Annotated in this window: 14 protein-coding genes; 6 read left to right on the top strand and 8 right to left on the bottom strand. The window is 61.8% G+C overall.

Annotation, left to right across the window (positions count from 1 at the left end; translation table 11 throughout):
* Positions 1 to 122: 122 nt before the first annotated feature.
* Together trpB and NMAG_RS12225 are read left to right on the top strand one after the other, a co-directional pair.
* Entirely contained in the window at positions 123 to 1,292 is a 1,170-nt protein-coding gene (gene trpB / locus NMAG_RS12230) for a tryptophan synthase subunit beta (RefSeq protein WP_004215263.1), read from the top strand.
* 316 nt (positions 1,293 to 1,608) lie between these two features.
* On the top strand, positions 1,609 to 2,241 hold the full coding sequence (locus tag NMAG_RS12225; protein ID WP_004215264.1) for a class I SAM-dependent methyltransferase: 633 nt from the start codon (positions 1,609 to 1,611) through the stop codon (positions 2,239 to 2,241).
* 252 nt (positions 2,242 to 2,493) lie between these two features.
* Here NMAG_RS12225 and NMAG_RS12220 read toward each other — a convergent pair whose 3' ends face one another.
* The 4 genes from NMAG_RS12220 to NMAG_RS12205 all read right to left on the bottom strand — a co-directional run bounded on the left by NMAG_RS12220 (position 2,494) and on the right by NMAG_RS12205 (position 6,996).
* Entirely contained in the window at positions 2,494 to 2,961 is a 468-nt protein-coding gene (locus NMAG_RS12220; RefSeq protein ID WP_257719846.1) for an HIT family protein, read from the bottom strand.
* Positions 2,962 to 3,124: 163 nt separating this feature from the next.
* Positions 3,125 to 4,186 carry a glycosyltransferase gene (locus NMAG_RS12215; RefSeq protein WP_004215266.1) on the bottom strand — a complete coding sequence of 354 codons (1,062 nt, stop codon included), beginning with the start codon at positions 4,184 to 4,186 and terminating at the stop codon, positions 3,125 to 3,127.
* 179 nt (positions 4,187 to 4,365) lie between these two features.
* Positions 4,366 to 6,012 carry a hypothetical protein gene (locus tag NMAG_RS12210; protein WP_012996690.1) on the bottom strand — a complete coding sequence of 549 codons (1,647 nt, stop codon included), beginning with the start codon at positions 6,010 to 6,012 and terminating at the stop codon, positions 4,366 to 4,368.
* 417 nt (positions 6,013 to 6,429) lie between these two features.
* Positions 6,430 to 6,996 carry a hypothetical protein gene (locus NMAG_RS12205; RefSeq protein ID WP_004215268.1) on the bottom strand — a complete coding sequence of 189 codons (567 nt, stop codon included), beginning with the start codon at positions 6,994 to 6,996 and terminating at the stop codon, positions 6,430 to 6,432.
* Between the two features lie 207 nt (positions 6,997 to 7,203).
* Between NMAG_RS12205 and NMAG_RS12200 the strand changes: the two genes are divergently transcribed.
* Together NMAG_RS12200 and NMAG_RS12195 are read left to right on the top strand one after the other, a co-directional pair.
* Entirely contained in the window at positions 7,204 to 9,039 is a 1,836-nt protein-coding gene (locus NMAG_RS12200) for a S9 family peptidase (RefSeq protein ID WP_004215269.1), read from the top strand.
* 101 nt (positions 9,040 to 9,140) lie between these two features.
* Positions 9,141 to 10,166, top strand: a complete 1,026-nt coding sequence (locus NMAG_RS12195) for a lysylphosphatidylglycerol synthase transmembrane domain-containing protein (protein ID WP_004215271.1) — start codon at positions 9,141 to 9,143, stop codon at positions 10,164 to 10,166.
* 291 nt (positions 10,167 to 10,457) lie between these two features.
* On the opposite strand, the gene NMAG_RS12190 is transcribed toward NMAG_RS12195, so the two are convergent.
* From NMAG_RS12190 to NMAG_RS12180, 3 genes are all read right to left on the bottom strand, one after another.
* Positions 10,458 to 10,979: a hypothetical protein gene (locus NMAG_RS12190; RefSeq protein ID WP_012996689.1), complete on the bottom strand. Its 522-nt coding sequence runs from the start codon at positions 10,977 to 10,979 to the stop codon at positions 10,458 to 10,460.
* Positions 10,980 to 11,139: 160 nt separating this feature from the next.
* Positions 11,140 to 12,201 carry an NAD(P)-dependent glycerol-1-phosphate dehydrogenase gene (locus tag NMAG_RS12185; RefSeq protein WP_004215275.1) on the bottom strand — a complete coding sequence of 354 codons (1,062 nt, stop codon included), beginning with the start codon at positions 12,199 to 12,201 and terminating at the stop codon, positions 11,140 to 11,142.
* A gap of 84 nt (positions 12,202 to 12,285) precedes the next feature.
* Positions 12,286 to 13,272, bottom strand: coding sequence for an NAD-dependent epimerase/dehydratase family protein (locus tag NMAG_RS12180; protein WP_004215277.1), 987 nt, complete (start codon positions 13,270 to 13,272; stop codon positions 12,286 to 12,288).
* A 266-nt stretch (positions 13,273 to 13,538) separates the two neighbouring features.
* Between NMAG_RS12180 and NMAG_RS12175 the strand changes: the two genes are divergently transcribed.
* Both NMAG_RS12175 and NMAG_RS12170 read left to right on the top strand, forming a co-directional pair.
* Entirely contained in the window at positions 13,539 to 15,323 is a 1,785-nt protein-coding gene (locus NMAG_RS12175) for a hypothetical protein (RefSeq protein ID WP_004215279.1), read from the top strand.
* Between the two features lie 199 nt (positions 15,324 to 15,522).
* A complete protein-coding gene (locus NMAG_RS12170) occupies positions 15,523 to 16,209 on the top strand; it encodes a peroxidase-related enzyme (protein WP_004215281.1) in 687 nt (228 codons plus the stop codon).
* Between the two features lie 428 nt (positions 16,210 to 16,637).
* Here NMAG_RS12170 and NMAG_RS12165 read toward each other — a convergent pair whose 3' ends face one another.
* Positions 16,638 to 16,898 (bottom strand): HalOD1 output domain-containing protein, encoded by a 261-nt coding sequence (locus NMAG_RS12165; RefSeq protein WP_004215283.1) that lies wholly within the window; start codon positions 16,896 to 16,898, stop codon positions 16,638 to 16,640.
* Between the last annotated feature and the right edge of the window lie 32 nt (positions 16,899 to 16,930).

Here is a 16,930-nt window from a genome sequence, read left to right as displayed (position 1 = left end):
CTGTCACTGTCACGGTCACTGTCACTGCCGTCACCGTAACGCTGGCAGCGACGGTAGCGGCACTGTCATCGCCCACAGTGGCGCGGAACTTACTTGCCGGTGAGGTGCGTCACACCGGATATATGACCGACCGAGAGTCTACAGGCGAGTTCGAGGGATACGGCGGACGCTACGTCCCCGAACCGCTGCAGGACCCGCTCGACCAGCTCGCAGCCGCCTATGACGAGGTCGCATCGACCGACGACTTTCAGGCCGACTTTCGCGACCATCTCGAGTCGTTCGCCGGACGGCCGACGCCGCTGTATCACGCGGCGAACCTGAGCGAACGCTACGGCGCTGAGATCTACCTCAAACGCGAGGACCTACTCCACGGCGGCGCACACAAGATCAACAACTGTCTCGGGCAGGCACTACTCGCGAAACGCGCCGGTCGTGACCGACTCATCGCCGAGACCGGCGCGGGCCAACACGGCGTTGCAACCGCGATGGTCGGCGCGCTGCTCGGCCTCGAGACGGAGATTTACATGGGCAAGAAGGACGCCAAGCGTCAGGCGATGAACGTCTTCCGAATGCGGCTGATGGGTGCCGAGGTCAACGAGGTCACCCGCGGCGGTGAGGGACTCGCCGACGCTGTCGACGTCGCACTCGAGGACTTCGCCGAGAACGTCGACGATACGCACTACCTCGTCGGCAGCGTCGTCGGCCCGGACCCGTTCCCGCGAATGGTCCGTGACTTCCAGTCCGTCATCGGCGAGGAAGCCCGCGAGCAGTTCCAGGAACTAGAGCAAACCGGCGACTTCCCGGACGCCGCAGTCGCCTGCGTTGGCGGTGGGTCGAACGCTATCGGCCTCTTTCACGCCTTCCGGGACGATCCTGTCGACTTCTACGGCGCAGAGGGTGGCGGCGAGGGTGCGGACTCGAGTCGCCACGCCGCGCCGCTGGCGAAGGGACAGGACGACATCATCCACGGCATGAAAACGCGCGTGCTCGACGACGACGTCGAGGTCCACTCCGTTTCTGCCGGCCTCGACTACCCCGGCGTCGGCCCCGAACACGCCATGTTCAACGCCGTCGGCCGCTGTGAGTACACTGGGATTACAGATGAAGAGGCGCTCGCAGCCTTCCGCGAACTGAGCGAGACCGAGGGACTTATTCCGGCACTCGAGTCCAGTCACGCCATCGCTCGCGCGATTCAACTCGCCGAGGAAGGCGAACACGAGACGATTCTCGTGAACCTCTCGGGTCGTGGCGATAAGGACATGGAGACGGCTGCGGAGAAATTCGAGCTCTGAGCAGGGTCTGTGTGGATTCTGAGGCTGGTTGAAGCTGCTGGTTCTGTTGAAATGCTCGGCGGCTATCACAAACGGTCTGCTGAATACAGAGCGTGTAGTCAGCAGTTGGTTACCGTTGATTTCAACCATTACGAACGAACAGTGATTCAGCAGTGAGCGATATGAAATAACGCTGAGAAACACTACAAGAACACTGTGAGTGCCGAAGGAACCGATTTGCCGTGTCAGGCGTTGGATATGAGAGAGGGAGAGGGAGCCATGACACACGTATACACACGGTCAAAACACTCTTGCTCACCCCCGATACACACCGGATATGGTTGATAAAGAAGTGGTGTTACAGGGATACGAGGATATTGCGGATGTGTATGCCGAGGAGAGATCGCCGAGCGATGCGGAGCAGAAGGCCCTGGCCTCGTTTCTGAAGAAAATTCCGACTGAGTCACGGGTGTTGGACGCTGGTTGTGGAGGGGGAGAGCCAGTGCTCCAGCACCTGAGCAGCCAGTCACAACGGGCAATCGGGCTTGACTTTTCTGCACAACAGCTGGAGAAGGCTCAGTCGAATGCTCCGGAAGCGAGATTGCTGCGTGGCGATATGACTCGATTACCGCTACCCGACAGCACAGTTGATGCTGTGCTTGCCTACCACTCGTTGATCCACGTCCCGGCCGGGGAACACCAGGCAGTCATTGACGAGTTTGCACGGGTGCTTCGTCCAGGTGGTCAGCTACTCGTGTCGGAAGGCCCCGGCGAATGGCAGGGGACGAATCCGGATTGGTTAGACGCTGCTACCGAGATGCAGTGGTACATTGCCGGTGCTGAGGCGACCCGAGTGCAACTGGAGAACGCAGGGTTTCAGATCGAAACCGAGTACGGCGCTCCGAATACACTTGCTGAGGACGAGGAGGCAAGCTGGATTTTCTTCGATGCAACACTCGATCGCACGTAGTACCAGTACCAGTCCCAGTACCAGTACCAGTACCAGTACCAGTACCAGTACCAGTACATCGTCAGTGTTCGACTGTCGAGGCCACTGATATACTGGGTCTGCAGAACGGTTTCGCACTACTCGCCCTCTTGACCGATCACAGAAACCACAAATAGACCGAACCCCCGTGGAAGAGACGCGCTGTGTATTCAACACGGCTACTAAAACCTATCAAAGACTAAGTGTTTCAACAGAGCCACACTGCGCAGCCGATTACAGTTTGTCGCGGACCGCTGAGACAATCGCCGCTGCGTCGGCCGACTCGAGTTCCCGTCGAGCCAGCGAGAGGCCTACGTTATCGTCCTCGAACCGCGGCACCAGGTGGACGTGCGCGTGATCGACCGTCCCAACTAGCGGCCCGCTCGTGTGGAAGACGCTGAAGCCGTCCGGCTCCAGGGTGGACTCGAGTGCCGTCGCGACAGTTTGGACCGTGTCGAAGACGGCGGCGGTGTCGGCCTCGTCCATGAGCAGCAGTTCCTCGTCGTGCGTACGCGGTGCGATTACTGTGTGTCCGCGGACTGCGGGTCGCCGGTCAAGAAATGCGATCGTTCGGTCGTCTTCGTAGAGCAGCGCTGCAGGTTCAGCACCTGCGCTTATCTGGCAGAAGTCACAGTTCGGGTGTGAGTTGGTGGTCGTGTCGGTGTCGGTGGCAGAATCAGCTGTCGTCTCGGTGCCGGTGATCGCATCGGTGTCTGCCTGGCTGCCCTCGTTTCCGTCCGCACTCCCAGCATCGTCCATACCGAGGCCACTCAGTAAACAATTAAATACCTGTTTGCCTGGGTGTCTGTTCACTCACCGCCCACTTCGTACTGGACTGCTCCTGTCGAGGACGTGCCCCACCTCGCTACAACAGCCCCGACGAATCCTGCAACGCCCGATACGTCGTCAGATACCGATCCCGAACCTCTGCCAGATCGTACTCGTCGAACTCGTCGTCGACATCCTGGTACTCGAGTCCCCCCGCCTCGATAATCGCATCGCTGAGTTCGTCCTCGCTCGTCGTCCGGAAGCCCCGATCCCAGCCCTCGACGAGTTCGTGGGCACTCGAGTTGGCGTGGTACTCGACGACGCCGACACAGCCGGCGGCGAGCGCCCAGAGCATTTCCGTCGGGAAGACACAGTGTTCTGCGGTCTGGGCGAAGACGTGGGCGCCTCGGTAGGCGGCGATTCGCTCCCCGAGTGAGAGGTCGCCGGCGAACGTGACTCGGTCTTCGATCCGGAGGTCGCTCGCGAGCCGTTCGTACGCCTCGCGCTCGGGGCCGTCGCCGATGACGGTTGCCCGCCAGTCGCGGTCGCGGTGTTCGGCGAGCGCGAGCAGGAGGCTCTCGAGGTTTGCTCCGTCGTCGAGGCGGCGGGCGTAGATGACGTCGGCCCGGTCGCCAGGTTCGACGTCGCGGATCCGTTCGACATCGATCGGATTGGCGATCGGGTCGACCGCCTGTTCGCTCACGCCGAGTTCTCGAACCCAGGTTGCGACGAGTTCGGAGGGGACGAGGCTTCGGTCGACGGATCGGGCGGCGAGTTTGTGCCAGCGGTCCGTTGGGATGCCGTCCATGCCGTACCACTCGGCGACGATTGGTGCTCTGGACAGCGTCGCACCGAGACTGGCCGCGATGACCTGTCCGGGTCGCTGTGCGCTGACGTGGACGATATCGGGACGCGCACGGGCGAGGACGAACGGCAGTCGAACGAGAAACGAGGCGGTGGCCTCGAGTTCGACGGAAACGCCGTGGTACGTGAGTCCCTCGCGTTCGAACGTTGCGTGCTCGCCGTCCCAAAACTGCGTACAGTAGACGTGGACGTCGTGACCGGCCTCATCAAGCAGTTCGACAACGGTCTGCAGTCGTCGGTTCGTCTCAGTGTCGCGGTGAAAAACCGTTTCAGCGGAGACGAACGCGACTCGCATATGGCATCGCCACGCAGGGACAGGATAAAAAGTCACTTCTTTCGCGCGGTGACGCTAGCCGATCCAGCAACAGCAGAGCTGCCACCAGCTATCGATTTCTGCTACAAAAGAACTGCATAGCGACCGGTGAACGGGCGTCCACCGGTTGGAAACCACGACGTCAGTCGTCCGTCACTGCGTCAGTCGAACAGTTCGTTCGCGAGTTCAATTTCGTCCGAGAACTGCTCAACCATCGACGATGGGCCGCTGGCCTGGTGTCCCGCGTCAGCCTTCTTTTTATCGTCTTTCTCGTACTTCTTGTCCTTCTCCTCCGGCTCCTCTAGCGCTTCTGCGTCAGGTTCGTCCTTCTTGTCGTCTTTTTTGTCTTTCTTGTCCTTCTTATCGTCGTCCTTCTTGTCATCGTGTTTCTTTTCATCCGCTTTCTTCTCCTTCTTGTCGTCGTCTTTCTCGTCCTTCTCGTCTTCGTCCTCAACGTCGAGAGGTTCAGCGTCCTTCTTATCGTCGTCTTTCTCGTACTTGTCGTCCTTCTTATCGTCGTCTTTCTCGTACTTGTCGTCCTTCTTATCGTCGTCTTTCTCGTACTTGTCGTCCTTCTTATCGTCGTCTTTCTCGTACTTGTCGTCCTTCTTATCGTCGTCCGGCTCCTCCAGCGCCGCTACATCTTTCTCATCTTTCTCATCGTCGTCCTTCTTGTCGGCTTTCTTGTCCTTGTCTTTCTCCTCCTTGTCGTCCTTCTCGTCCTCCTCAACGTCGAGGGCTTCAGCCTCTTCTTTGTCGTCTTTCTCTTCCTTCTCTGGTTCGTCAATCACCCGCTCCTCGACTTCGTCCTTTTCATCAACCGGCTCTTCTTTCTCCGGTTCGTCAACCTGTTTCTCGTCGTCTGTTACTGGCTTCTCGTCATCTTTCTCGTCTTTTTCAGGCTCATCAACTAGCCCTTCTTTCTCCGGTTCGTCAACCTGTTTCTCGTCGTCTGTTACTGGCTTCTCGTCATCTTTCTCGTCCTTTTCAGGCTCATCAACTAGCTCTTCTTTCTCGTCCTCCTTCTCCGGTTCATCCACCGGTGCCTCGTCGTCATCTTTCACCGGCTCTTCTTTCTCGTCCTTCTCTGGCGCATCATCCTCCTTCTCATCCTTCTCATCCTTCTCGTCCTTTTCAGGCTCGTCAACCAGTGCATCATCGTCTTTCTCCGGCTCATCCACTGGTGCATCATCAACCGGTTCCTCATCCACATCATCCATCACGAACGACACGAGCACAACGTTCGGTCCGTACCGATCCATGAGCTCATCGAGTGACAGCTCCGCTGTGTCCACCTCACTCTCACACTCGAGTACCACTTCGTCCTCATCGAATCCGACGTCGTCGCCGTCTGCGGTCGCGGAGAATTCGTAGGTGCTGTCAGGAAGACCGACGAACGTGACGTTGTCGTTCGCCGGCACCGTCACGGTCAGTGAGTGGGTGGTCTCCTGACCGTCGTCGGTAGCGATACTCTCAGTCTGGAGATTCATCAGGAGCTGCCCCTGTGTCTGGACCTGGAACTGGTCGTACTCGGAGGTCCAGTCCATCGTCAGCTCGGTATCGCTATCCGTCGGATTCTCGACCGTGATGTGTGGTTCGTCCTCGCAGTCCGTTGTGACGAGGAGTTCGTCGCCGAGCTCAGAATCCACTGGCTCGTCGTCCTGTGCCCCTATCGCTGCTGCCCCGCCGACGCTCGCAATGGTAAGCCCGACTACCACGACGATCGTGAGGAAGCCCGCCAGCAGTCGTTTTCGTGTGTCTGTCTGCCCTATGCGTCCGTCTGGTTTCTGTGCGAGTATGTCTCTCATCAACGCGGCCCTCGACGATAGCACTTGAGAGAGGTGGTCTTTGTTATGGTCACCAGACACGATCGTAATGGCCTATCAGGAGAACGGGGCTGTCTGCACACTATATTCGGCCCCTGAACCCAGGAACTAAAGTATCGAGAAAATCGGTATTTCGATCGATGGAACCGTTTCTCCGCGACGGTTGAACCGTTTCAGCACCGAAGACGGGAACGAAACCCCGGGCTGGTCTGTGGCCACGTGGACAAAAGAATGACTGCAAAACCAGCGACACTCGGCATCTCTGTCGATATCAGATATTACCCGCCTGAAACTGGTATTGAACAGTGCGCGTTGGAGGTGTGATGAATCGTTCTCAGGCGGGAGAGTGGGCGTCAGTCAGTCGTTACTCGTTAGTCGTGTTCAGTCAGTCGTTACTCGCTACCCGTCTGTTTCGTTCGCGTCATCGTCGTCGAACATGTCGTCGAAGAGCGAGTCGAAGTCGTCGAAGACGCTCTCTCCACCGGTCTCATTGCTGTCGTCATCCGGCAAGTTATCGTCGGCCGCCCCAGACTCGTTGGTCGTTTCGTCACTGCTGCCTGCATCGGCAGCGTCGCCGTCGTCCTGCTCATGGTCGTCATCTCCATCGTCACCGCCTGCGTCTGGGTCAGGGTCGGACTCTGACTCAGACTCTGGCTCGGACTCTGACTCTGGTTCTGACTCAGACTCTGCCTCTGATTCGTTCGAATCTCCCACGCCAGCACCTTCAGTCGTGTCGAGGGAGTCGAGTACGTCGCCGTCAGTGGTGGTGGCGTCGGTGTCGCTGCCCAGCAGGTCCGGTCCGACGACGGCGACGGTGATGCCGAAGGCGACGAGGACGATTAGAATGGTGACGACGACCGCCCCGACGCTGCTGCTCGGTTCAGTGCCTGCGGTGGTGTGCCTGTTCGGTGGACCGGTGATGGATGACGTCCTCGTGTCCGTCCCATCCGTGCCGTCGGCTGTCATCGACTGAACAGGGACGACGAGCGGCCTTTGTTAAGCACAGCAATTCACGTCACCGCAGTCAGAATCAAGTCGCGTTCCCACTCGATGACGTGGGGAGAGGCTGTGGCGACTATTGGCGACGTACCAGGCAGTGCTAGTCCGTGACTACTGTGAGGGGGCCTCGCCGCAACCCAAACGACTACCGGGTCCCACGCCACAGCGTCTGGTATGGCAGCGTACGAAATCGAACGCTATCTCAACATTCGCAGCGCCTACGGGGCTTCGTTTGGTCCGGACGGCGACGAACTCTCGTTCCTAATGGATACAACGGGAACGCCGCAGGTCTGGACGCTTACCGGACCTCGCGAGTGGCCCGAGCAGCGAACGTTCGCCGACGAACGAGTGACGTTTGCCTCCTGGTCGCCAGAGCGTCCGGAACTAATCTTCGGCATGGACGAGGGTGGCAACGAGCGCGCCCAACTGTTCCGACTCGACGCAGAAACCGGTACAATCGAGAACGTGACAGCGATGCCCGACGCCAAACACCGCTGGGGCGGCTGGAGCCACGACGGCGACCAGTTCGCGTTCACCTCGAATCGCCGCGACGAGGCCGTCTTCGACGTCTACGTGCAGGACCGGGACGAAACGGGCGACGAGGCAGCACTCGTCTACGAGGGCGACGGCTGGCTCTCCCTGTCCGGCTGGAGCCCCGACGACTCCCGCCTGCTCGTTTCCCAGGCCTACTCCAACTTCGACCAGGATCTGTACGTACTCGACCTCGAAGCCGAGAAGCCAACACTCGAGCACCTTACTCCACACGAGGGCGACGTCCGCTATCAGAGCGCGAGCTGGGCACCGGATGGCGAGGGTATCTACCTTGTGACCGACCACGGCGACACCGATACCCTCTATCTGGCCTACCTCGATCTCGAGTCGGGGGCACTCGAGTCCGTCGTCGCTGACGAGTGGAACGTCGACGGCATTGCGCTGGACGATGAGACGGGGCGGTTCGTCTACTCGCAGAACGTAGAGGGCTATACGGAGTTGACCGTCGGCGAGTTCGATACGGACGCCCCCACAGAATTCGAGGAGTTCCCTGAACCCGACCTGCCGGGAGGCGTTTCCGGCGGCGTAAGCTTCGATCCTGACGCCGAACGATTCGCGCTGTCGACCACCGGCGATACGGTCAACACGAACGTCTTCGTCGTCGATATCGAGACCGGCGAGGCCGAGCGCTGGACGAGCGCGCCGACGGCGGGGATTCCGCGGGAGACGTTCGACGAGTCAGAACTCGTCCACATCGAGAGCTTCGACGGGCTGGAGGTGCCGGGCTTTCTCACGCTTCCGGACGGGGAGAACGAAGCCGGGGCTGGCAGCGACGACGGCGCGCCAGTGATCGTCGACATCCACGGTGGTCCCGAGAGCCAGCGCCGGCCATCTTTCTCCAGCGTCAAGCAGTACTTCCTCGACCGGGGCTACGGCTACTTCGAGCCGAACGTTCGCGGCTCGGCGGGCTACGGAGCTGACTACGCCGCACTCGATGACGTCGAAAAGCGGATGGACTCCGTCACGGACATCAAAGCCTGCGTGGAGTGGTTGCAGAATCACCCGGCCGTCGATCCTGACCGCATCGTCGCGAAGGGCGGCTCCTACGGCGGCTTCATGGTGCTCGCCTCGCTGACCGAGTATCCCGACCTCTGGGCAGCCGGCATCGACATCGTCGGCATCGCCAACTTCGTCACTTTCCTCGAGAACACCGGCGACTGGCGTCGCGAACTACGCGAGGCGGAGTACGGCTCGCTCGCAGAGGACCGGGAGTTCCTGGAGGAAATTTCGCCGATCAACAACGTCGAGCAGATCGAGGCACCGCTGTTCGTCCTTCACGGCGAGAACGACCCGCGCGTGCCGGTCGGTGAGGCCGAACAGATCGCCGAGGAGGCGGCGGAGCAGGGCGTTCCGGTCCGCAAACTGCTCTTCGACGACGAGGGGCATGGCTTCTCGAAGCTCGAGAACCGGATCGAAGCGTACTCTGAGATTGCAGATTTCCTCGACGAGCACGTCTGAGGCGTCAGGACGTTCGCAGTCGAGAACACATCTCTACACTAACAAACGGCCAGCGCTTCCGATTCACTGGCGTTAACCCGCTGCAGGTGCGTAGCGAAGGTATGCACTGGCGGCGGGCGGTCGGCGGGCTCACAGTTGCCGTCGTAGTCATTGGGCTCTTCATCTACGGCGTCGGCTGGGATGCCGTCCTCGACAACGTCCGCGAAGCCCATCCCGCGGCGCTCACCGCTGCCCTTCTCACCGGTCTCGGCATGCTCGCGCTCCGGGGCCTGCTCGTCAAACGACTCCTCGCACCCGTCGAAGGCGCAGCCCGCGGCACCGCGTTCGCGACCGCCTATCTCTCGGGCTACTTCGCCCGCAGCGCGCTTCCCTGGGGTCGCTCGACCGGTACCCCCGTCACCGCCTACCTGCTCGCGAACAACTCCGACTCCGAGTTCGAGGACAACCTGGCCGCCGTCGCCGCCGCGGAGGGATTCAACGTCATCGGCAGCCTCGTCATCGCCGGCCTCGGCGCAGCCATCTTCGTCCTCACGGGCGACGGCTCGCTCGACTCCATCGGTGCCAGCCTCGCCGTCCTCGGTGGCGGCGGACTCCTCACAGCGAGCGTCGTCGTCATCGTCTTCCACCGCGGGGTCGCGAGACACGTGGCACTCGAGTTGGCCGGCCACGCGGAAACCCTGGTGGGGAAACTGCCGTTCTCGCGGCTGACGCAGTTAGAGGGAGCGCTGACGAGTCGGATCGACGGCTTCTTCGGGACGCTAGAAGCGATTCAGGCGTCGCCGCGGACGCTCGTCGCGGCGTTCGGAATCGCGGTCGTGAGCTGGGTGTTCAACGCGGTGCCGCTGTATTTCGGGCTGGTCGCGCTGGGCGTTGACGTGCCGCTGGCGCTGGTGTTCGTCTGTGCGCCGCTGGCGTCGTTCGGCGGCGTCGTGCCGTTGCCCGGCGGGAGCGGCGGCATCGAGGTTGTGCTGGCGAGTTTGCTCGTCGCCACGGCAGGCGTTCCGGCGGATGTGGCGACGGCGGGAGCGATCCTCTACCGGCTGACGACCTACTGGGCGCATTTGGCGATCGGTGGTGTCGTCGCGCTCGCGATGTCGCTGCTCGGGACGCAGCGGTTTCAGCGGTAGCGGGGACAAACCTCTGTGGGTAGCGGTCATCGATGACATCAACGGCGTTATCCATCACGGCGTGGGCGGTGGCGACGTTTCGCGGGCGACGGGTCCCCGTCGGCTTTTCGAACACGTCCCGGCCGACTCAGCGGCGACCATACGTGTGTCTCGTCGGCGACGATCCCGTGAGTAGAATTGAGTAGCAGATTGAGCACGACCCGGTCGCTGGACGACGGTTTTGGTGCAACTGCGACCGGCTGAGCGATACCTGTACCGCGTTAGATCTCCGCCCAGAAGTCCTTGAGGTGGTCAACACTGTTCGGCTTCGTCTTGCTCTTTGTGCAGCCGAACTCTGAGTACGAACGCTTCGTCTTCGACGTAGAGCGCATCCGTTGGTGGTGCTGGCTCGGTATGGTAGGCTGCTTCAGCAGCGGTTGCACGGTCATCGTCTGGCGCTACTCCTGTCAGTCCACCGTCGCCGATCGTGGTCACTGTGCTCGTTCCGTCGGACCGCTCTTCCTCTGGGATGTCTCTCGCCGCGTCGAAGAGGACCTCGAACAGTTCAACGCCGTCGAACCGATCGTCGTCGCTGTCGTACACGTGCTTGTCGTCGGGCCGCTCGGATTCGGAAACGAACTCACCTCGAAGGTACACACGTGCGGTCGTAGTGGTTCGACAGTCGTTTTCGTCTTCCTCGTTCGTTTCAGAGTCAGATTCGTCGGCCGCCTCGTGTTCGTCGCCAGTGTTGTTTTCGGCTCCAGGACCGATTGAGAGACAGCCGGCTACTACTCCGAGGAGGGCCGCTCCCATCATACGACGGGGAACCGACATATGTGTGTATGGAGGGTGTCAAATAATAAGTGTGTCGTCACTATGGGAATGTCAAAACAAATCCACCCGAGCGCGAAACAGCTGGTACCGATTTACTGGTACTGTTGGCGCTTTTTGGGACGACTTCGAGAACACCGAAAACGGCGTTACAGAGACCCTTTCAAGAAATAACGCCAGTCTTCGTCGCAACCTCGCGAGCCGCGTGCTCGTCCATCCCATCACCCAAAATCGTATAGCGGTCGCGAATCTCGTGGCAGGTCGTTAACGCCTCGATCACCGTCTCGTCGTCGATGTCGAGTTCCGCTGCGGTCGTCGGCGCGTCGATGCTCGCGAGCGCGTCGCGGATATCCCGCCAGATGCCGCGCTCGCCGCCGTGCAGGTAGGCCGTCATGATCGATCCGACGCCGACCTGGTGGCCGTGCAGTGCCGCAGTAGGCGCGATTCGGTCGAGTTGGTGGGAGAAAAGGTGCTCCGCACCGCTTGCCGGTCGCGAGGAGTCGGCGATACTCATCGCGACGCCGGAGGACATGAGCGCCTTCGTGACGACCCAGGCGGACTCCTCGAGTCCCGGCCGAATGAGGTCGGCGTTGTCCACGAGAATTTCGGCGGTCATCTCCGAGAGTGCCGCGGCGTACTCGGAATATTCGGCGTTCTTGAGCCGCTTTGCGAGCCGCCAGTCCATCACCGCGGTGTAGTTCGAGATGATGTCCGCACAGCCCGCCGTCGTTAGCTCCCAGGGTGCCTCGGCCAGGATTTCGGTGTCGGCGACAACCGCGAGCGGCGGCTCAGCTGCCACGCTGTGGCGGGTGTTTCCGTCCGGGACGGAGCCGCGGTTGCTGATAACGCCGTCGTGGCTCGCCGCCGTCGGCACCGAGAGAAAGCCCATCTCGAGGTGGTCGCTCGCCATCTTGGCAATGTCGATGGCCTTGCCGCCGCCGACGCCGATAAGGTAAGAGACCTCCTCCGCTTCTGCGGTTTCGATGACGGTTTCGACCGAATCGAACGTCGCGGATTCGATCGTCACGATCGCGGGGTCGATGCCAGCCGCCTCGAAATCTGCGGCGACCGGTTCCGCGGCAACCTGTCGCGGCGTTGGACTCGTCACAAGCAGCGGCCGTCCCTGCAGGTGTAAGTCGTCGACGACCTCGACGACCGACGACCGGACGCCGTGACCGACGACGACGTTTCGGGGGAGCCGAATCCACGTCGACTTCTCGAACATAGGTGGACTGAGTCACCCCCGGGATATACGTGTTTTTCCTCGACAATGTCTTTCCGACAACCGTCTCTCCGCCAGGTCCGCTGTTCAGAGCGTCTCGAGTATCCCCAGCACGCGCTCCTCCGCCTCCCGATCTGGCCCCTGTTCTCGTCCGTCGCGGTCGCTTTCGAGATGATCCTCGACCGACTGTTCCATGGCCGACTCGAGTGGTGTCGACTCCCAGCCGAGGGCGGTGAGTTTCGCCGTCGACAGCACGTGGGGGTACTCGCGATAGAGTGGGTAGTCGGTGGGGTCAATCTCGCCGGCGGCGAGTTCGCGTGGCCCGGCGTGGACGATGTCGACGGTGGTGTCAAGTGCGTCGGCGATCAGGTCGACCATCTCGTCGAGCGTCACGAGTCGCTGGTCGCCGACGTTGTACGCCTCGCCGGCCTCGCCGTGCTCGGCGACGATGCGGAGCGCGCTCGCCACGTCGTCGACAAATGCTCGGTGCCAGACGTTGGTGCCGTCACCCGGCACGACGACGCGGTCGTGCTGGTTCACCCGGTCGATCCAGAAATCGAGCCGTTCGGTGTAGTCGTCGGGCCCGTAGACGATACACGGGCGGACAGACATGGCGTTCACGCCGCGGTTGGCAGCCGCCTCGATGGCGCGGTCGCCCTCCGCCTTGCGCTTGCCGTAAGTCGCGTCCGAGTCGTCGGTGGCCTCCTCGGGCGAACAGGACTCGAGTGGCGTTTCGTTTTCGCGTTTGGGAATCTCCTCGCGGCCGTAGGCTGCGCCGCTGGAAATGTAGACGTAGGCTTCGCAGTCGGCGAAGATGCGGGTGGCTGCCTGCACGTCTTTCGGGTAGTAGGCGACGCAGTCGAAGACGGCATCGGGGTCGATCGTCGCGGCGGCCTCGAGTGCGGAGTCGTTGGTGCGGTCACCCTCGATGTGGTCGACGCGGTCGTCGTCCGCGAACGGGTTCTCGCGGGTGCCACGGTTGAGGAGGGTGACGTCGTAGTCGTGCTCGAGCAGTTCCGAGACGAGGTGGCGGCCGATGAATCGCGTACCGCCGATGACGAGTGCGGTGTCCATACGGGCACATCGCGGACATGTGGGAAAACGGTAGCGGATGCGTCGAACTAGCGGTGGTCGCGTCAACGGCGGTTTCAGCGGTCGATGGCGGATATCAGCTCCGGTGCACGCTTACGCACGCTCAGGATTTATCCGCACGATCTGTGTAGCATCCCCGTCGGACGCACGTACTGTAGTCGGCGAACAGTTCGTCGCGCCGCGACCGAACACTACCGCGGCGCACGCACCGAGCACTCGGTTCAGACAGATCCGGACACCAATCACCTATGAACGACCGACACAACCGAAACGACCGCCGACGATCGGACGAGCGAGAGGCATCGAACCCGGGCGAGCGCGAACAGGGCTACCGCGACGACCGACGGTCACAACCGCGCGGCGAGCGCGAGCAGTGGCCACAGGACGAAGGGCGGCGCGAACCGGAGGGCCGACGAGCGCGCGACGGCACTCGGCGAGGCGAGCGCGATAGCGGGCAGCAACACGGGCGTAGTCGCGAGGGCGGCCGACAGCGAGGTCGAGACGACCGACGGCGAGCTCGAACCGACCAGCAACAGCGCCACCAGCAGCGACAGCGACAGCGGCAACGACAACGACAGGGATTCGAGACCGACCTGGGCGAGGCCGACTCACTCGAGTACGGTGGGCAGGCTCGCCACGACCGCGGCGGTTCTCGGTACGACGAGCGCGGACACGAAGCGGTCGATGTCGACGAGCAACAGCGCCGGCGCGGCCGGGAGGGGCGGTCACAGCGGCGACAGCGGTCACAGCGGTCACAGGAACGTGGGCAGCAACCGAGACAAGAACGGAGTGGCCAGTCACGCCAGGATCGCGGCCACGACGGACACAGACGCAGTGAATCGCGAGGACAGGGCCGACGGCAACCGCAGGACCGCAACACCCACCGCCACCAGCACGAACCCGGCCGCTCGGCCATCGATTCCGAATCCCACTCTCGGTCGTCACAGTCAGGTCGGACTGAACGGCGTCCCCGAGATACTGGCGGGCATCGCGCCCAGGACGACCGACGACAGCAGCAACAACAGGGATTCGAGACCGACGCCGACGTGCAGAACGCGGCTGCACTCGAGTACGGCGGGCAGGCGCGGCGACCGGATCACACCGGAGAGATGCCGCGACCTGAGGGCCAACAGGAACGTCGCGAGCGACGCGGGGCGAATCGGCAGGACGAGTCGACTGACCGGCGGTCCGACCGTCCGCCGGAGATGGCGGCATCCGGCCGGTCGGGAGACAGGGGCAGGAGTGGAGCACAACGAACACAGGACGACCGGCGGCGAGAGCAGGGGCCGCGACAGGGGCAGTCGACGGCGGGTCGCCACCAGCGCAGTCAGGGCTTTTCGGGCCAGCAGCCGCCACAGCGGGATGAATCGATGGATCGTCGCGGCGGCGGGTACGACGACGGACGGCAGCAGCGAGAGTCCGAGCGCCGGTCCCGACAGGAACGTGGCCAGTCTCGGCCCCAGCCCCGGCGGATGCCGGAGGGGCGGCCGGATCGCCGTCGGGATACCGGTTCGGGCGGTGAGCGGCGGACGGAGACGCGTGAGCCGCCGACGGAGCAACGCTCCCAGCGGTCGTCTTCGTCCTCGTCTCGATCGTCGTCCCGACCGACGGCTGCACAACCCGGCCCCCACAGCCAGGATAGTGGATCGGACTACCGGAGCAGGCAGCGAGACGCTCGGTCTCGGGAATCTGACCGTCGATCAACGGAGATGCAGGACCGAGGCCACGACGACCGACGCACAACACGGGAGACGGAGCGGCGGGACGACCGTGGTCGCGGTGACCGGAGCGGTGGCGGACTCCAGTACCGTCAGACCGGTCGCCGCTCTGAGCAGGGTAGTTGGACAGAAGAGCGATCGGACACGCAGCGGTCGGGCGATACGTACGGCGACGACCGGCGTGCGAACGAGGAGCGGCGTGCGAACGAGAACACTGGTCGGACGGACGACGATATGAGCAACCGGCGACACGTCCACGAACGCGACCCGGTTGGCGACCGGGACAAAGATCGTGAGGACCTCCGGTCAGAATAGGGATGCAATAGGTGTTAGCTGACGAACAGACGGCTCACTACGCAGTCGACATCCCGTGGCCGCTGCGATTCCGCACTGGTGTTACTTTTCGACATGCTCGCCAACGCTACCTGCGCCGGCGCTTGGTTACTGGAGGCCTTCGTCCAGGACGCGCGGGCGAGGGCCGTGAGTTAATACGCTGACGTGTGAACCAGCGTGCATGAGCGATCAGGACGACACAGTCGATACGGACACGGACTCAGACTCGGACACGGACACGGACACGGACTCGGGTTCAGTCAACGATGCAACTGGAGAATCGAACGCCACACCAACCCTCGCAGACGACGCCATGGCGAACTTCCCCGTCCCGGACTTCGGAGAACTCCCCGAGGACCTCCAGGAACGGATCACCGAGGAAACCGAGAGCGCTGGCTTCACACCGAATGTTTTCTCCGCGTTCGCCTACAAACCCTCACACTTCCGGGCGTTCTTCCAGTACCACGACGCACTCGTCGAGGACACCGCACTCGAGCGTGAGGAAATCGAGATGATCGTTGTCGCGGTCTCCGGTGTCAACCACTGTTACTACTGTAATGTCGCACACGGGGCACTCGTGAGGATCTATGCTCAAGATCCACAGTTAGCGGACCAACTGATCGCGAACTACAGAACTGCGGATATCAACGAGACCCATCGTACGATGCTCGACGTTGCTGTCACACTCACCGAGCGACCAATGGCGGTCGAAGAGTCGGATCTCGACCGACTCCGCGACGCTGGCTTCAGCGAGGAGGCACTCTGGGACATCGCCGCCGTAACATCGTTTTACAACCTGAGTAACCGAATGGCGATGTTTGCTGAGATGCGGCCGAACGACGAGTTCCACACGCTCGGCCGGGACTGACGCCGACTGCCGATAGTTGATTAGAGGGGGCTAAAGATTAAGTTAGTCGGGGTGAATAATCCAATCGTAATGGAGGTGAGAACCTGAACTCGGTGACCAAACACACAGCCGGCTCGTACCGCGACTACCGTGACTGGATCAGATCGTGCCAGGATCAGCCGACAGCCGCCAGGTAGACCGCGGTACTCGACATTGCGGCGACGCGACGCCATGTATCACGTGGTCAGTCTCGGCGATCGCGTCAGATCGACGACTGAGCTCCTGTATTCGTTCGTCGATTCGATTTTTTGAACAGACGTGTGATGAATTACAGAAGCGACAGGCGAACGCCTACCGCGGTAGCCATGCGGATACAGCCGTCATTGCCCGGGAAACGATTAGCAAAAGTCCTCCCCAGCAGACCAGTCAGACGATCGATGAACCACACATCACGTATCGAGTGTGATTGCAATCTCATCACCGTCGCAGCCGACTGTGACCACGTACTCGCTGTAGGAGAATTGAATCTCCCCGGTGCGTGGTGCACCCGTCGCTGTCGGCGCGAACACCGCGTCGAGTGCGTCGGGGTCGACCCGCTCGTACAGCGGTGGCAACGCTGTTGCGTCAACGCCGACAGCTTCGGCCACCGCCTCAACGACAACGGTGCTGACGGAATCGTCGGCTTGCGTCTCCACGGTGATCTCTCGCATCGTTACACTCCCTGGGTGATCGATAGCTAAAG

Origin of the sequence: Natrialba magadii ATCC 43099 (genome assembly GCF_000025625.1) — an archaeon.
Lineage (GTDB): Archaea > Halobacteriota > Halobacteria > Halobacteriales > Natrialbaceae > Natrialba > Natrialba magadii.
The sequence above is the reverse complement of the archived record's forward strand: the minus strand, read 5'-3'. Positions and strand labels throughout refer to the sequence as shown.

Bases quoted from the DNA above. Each gene is read 5' to 3' on its own strand.
- trpB (WP_004215263.1), top strand. From the start codon at position 123: ATGACCGACCGAGAGTCTACAGGCGAGTTCGAGGGATACGGCGGACGC.
- NMAG_RS12225 (WP_004215264.1), top strand. From the start codon at position 1,609: ATGGTTGATAAAGAAGTGGTGTTACAGGGATACGAGGATATTGCGGAT.
- NMAG_RS12215 (WP_004215266.1), bottom strand. From the start codon at position 4,186: ATGCGAGTCGCGTTCGTCTCCGCTGAAACGGTTTTTCACCGCGACACT.
- NMAG_RS12210 (WP_012996690.1), bottom strand. From the start codon at position 6,012: ATGAGAGACATACTCGCACAGAAACCAGACGGACGCATAGGGCAGACA.
- NMAG_RS12205 (WP_004215268.1), bottom strand. From the start codon at position 6,996: ATGACAGCCGACGGCACGGATGGGACGGACACGAGGACGTCATCCATC.
- NMAG_RS12200 (WP_004215269.1), top strand. From the start codon at position 7,204: ATGGCAGCGTACGAAATCGAACGCTATCTCAACATTCGCAGCGCCTAC.
- NMAG_RS12195 (WP_004215271.1), top strand. From the start codon at position 9,141: ATGCACTGGCGGCGGGCGGTCGGCGGGCTCACAGTTGCCGTCGTAGTC.
- NMAG_RS12190 (WP_012996689.1), bottom strand. From the start codon at position 10,979: ATGTCGGTTCCCCGTCGTATGATGGGAGCGGCCCTCCTCGGAGTAGTA.
- NMAG_RS12185 (WP_004215275.1), bottom strand. From the start codon at position 12,201: ATGTTCGAGAAGTCGACGTGGATTCGGCTCCCCCGAAACGTCGTCGTC.
- NMAG_RS12180 (WP_004215277.1), bottom strand. From the start codon at position 13,272: ATGGACACCGCACTCGTCATCGGCGGTACGCGATTCATCGGCCGCCAC.
- NMAG_RS12175 (WP_004215279.1), top strand. From the start codon at position 13,539: ATGAACGACCGACACAACCGAAACGACCGCCGACGATCGGACGAGCGA.
- NMAG_RS12170 (WP_004215281.1), top strand. From the start codon at position 15,523: ATGAGCGATCAGGACGACACAGTCGATACGGACACGGACTCAGACTCG.
- NMAG_RS12165 (WP_004215283.1), bottom strand. From the start codon at position 16,898: ATGCGAGAGATCACCGTGGAGACGCAAGCCGACGATTCCGTCAGCACC.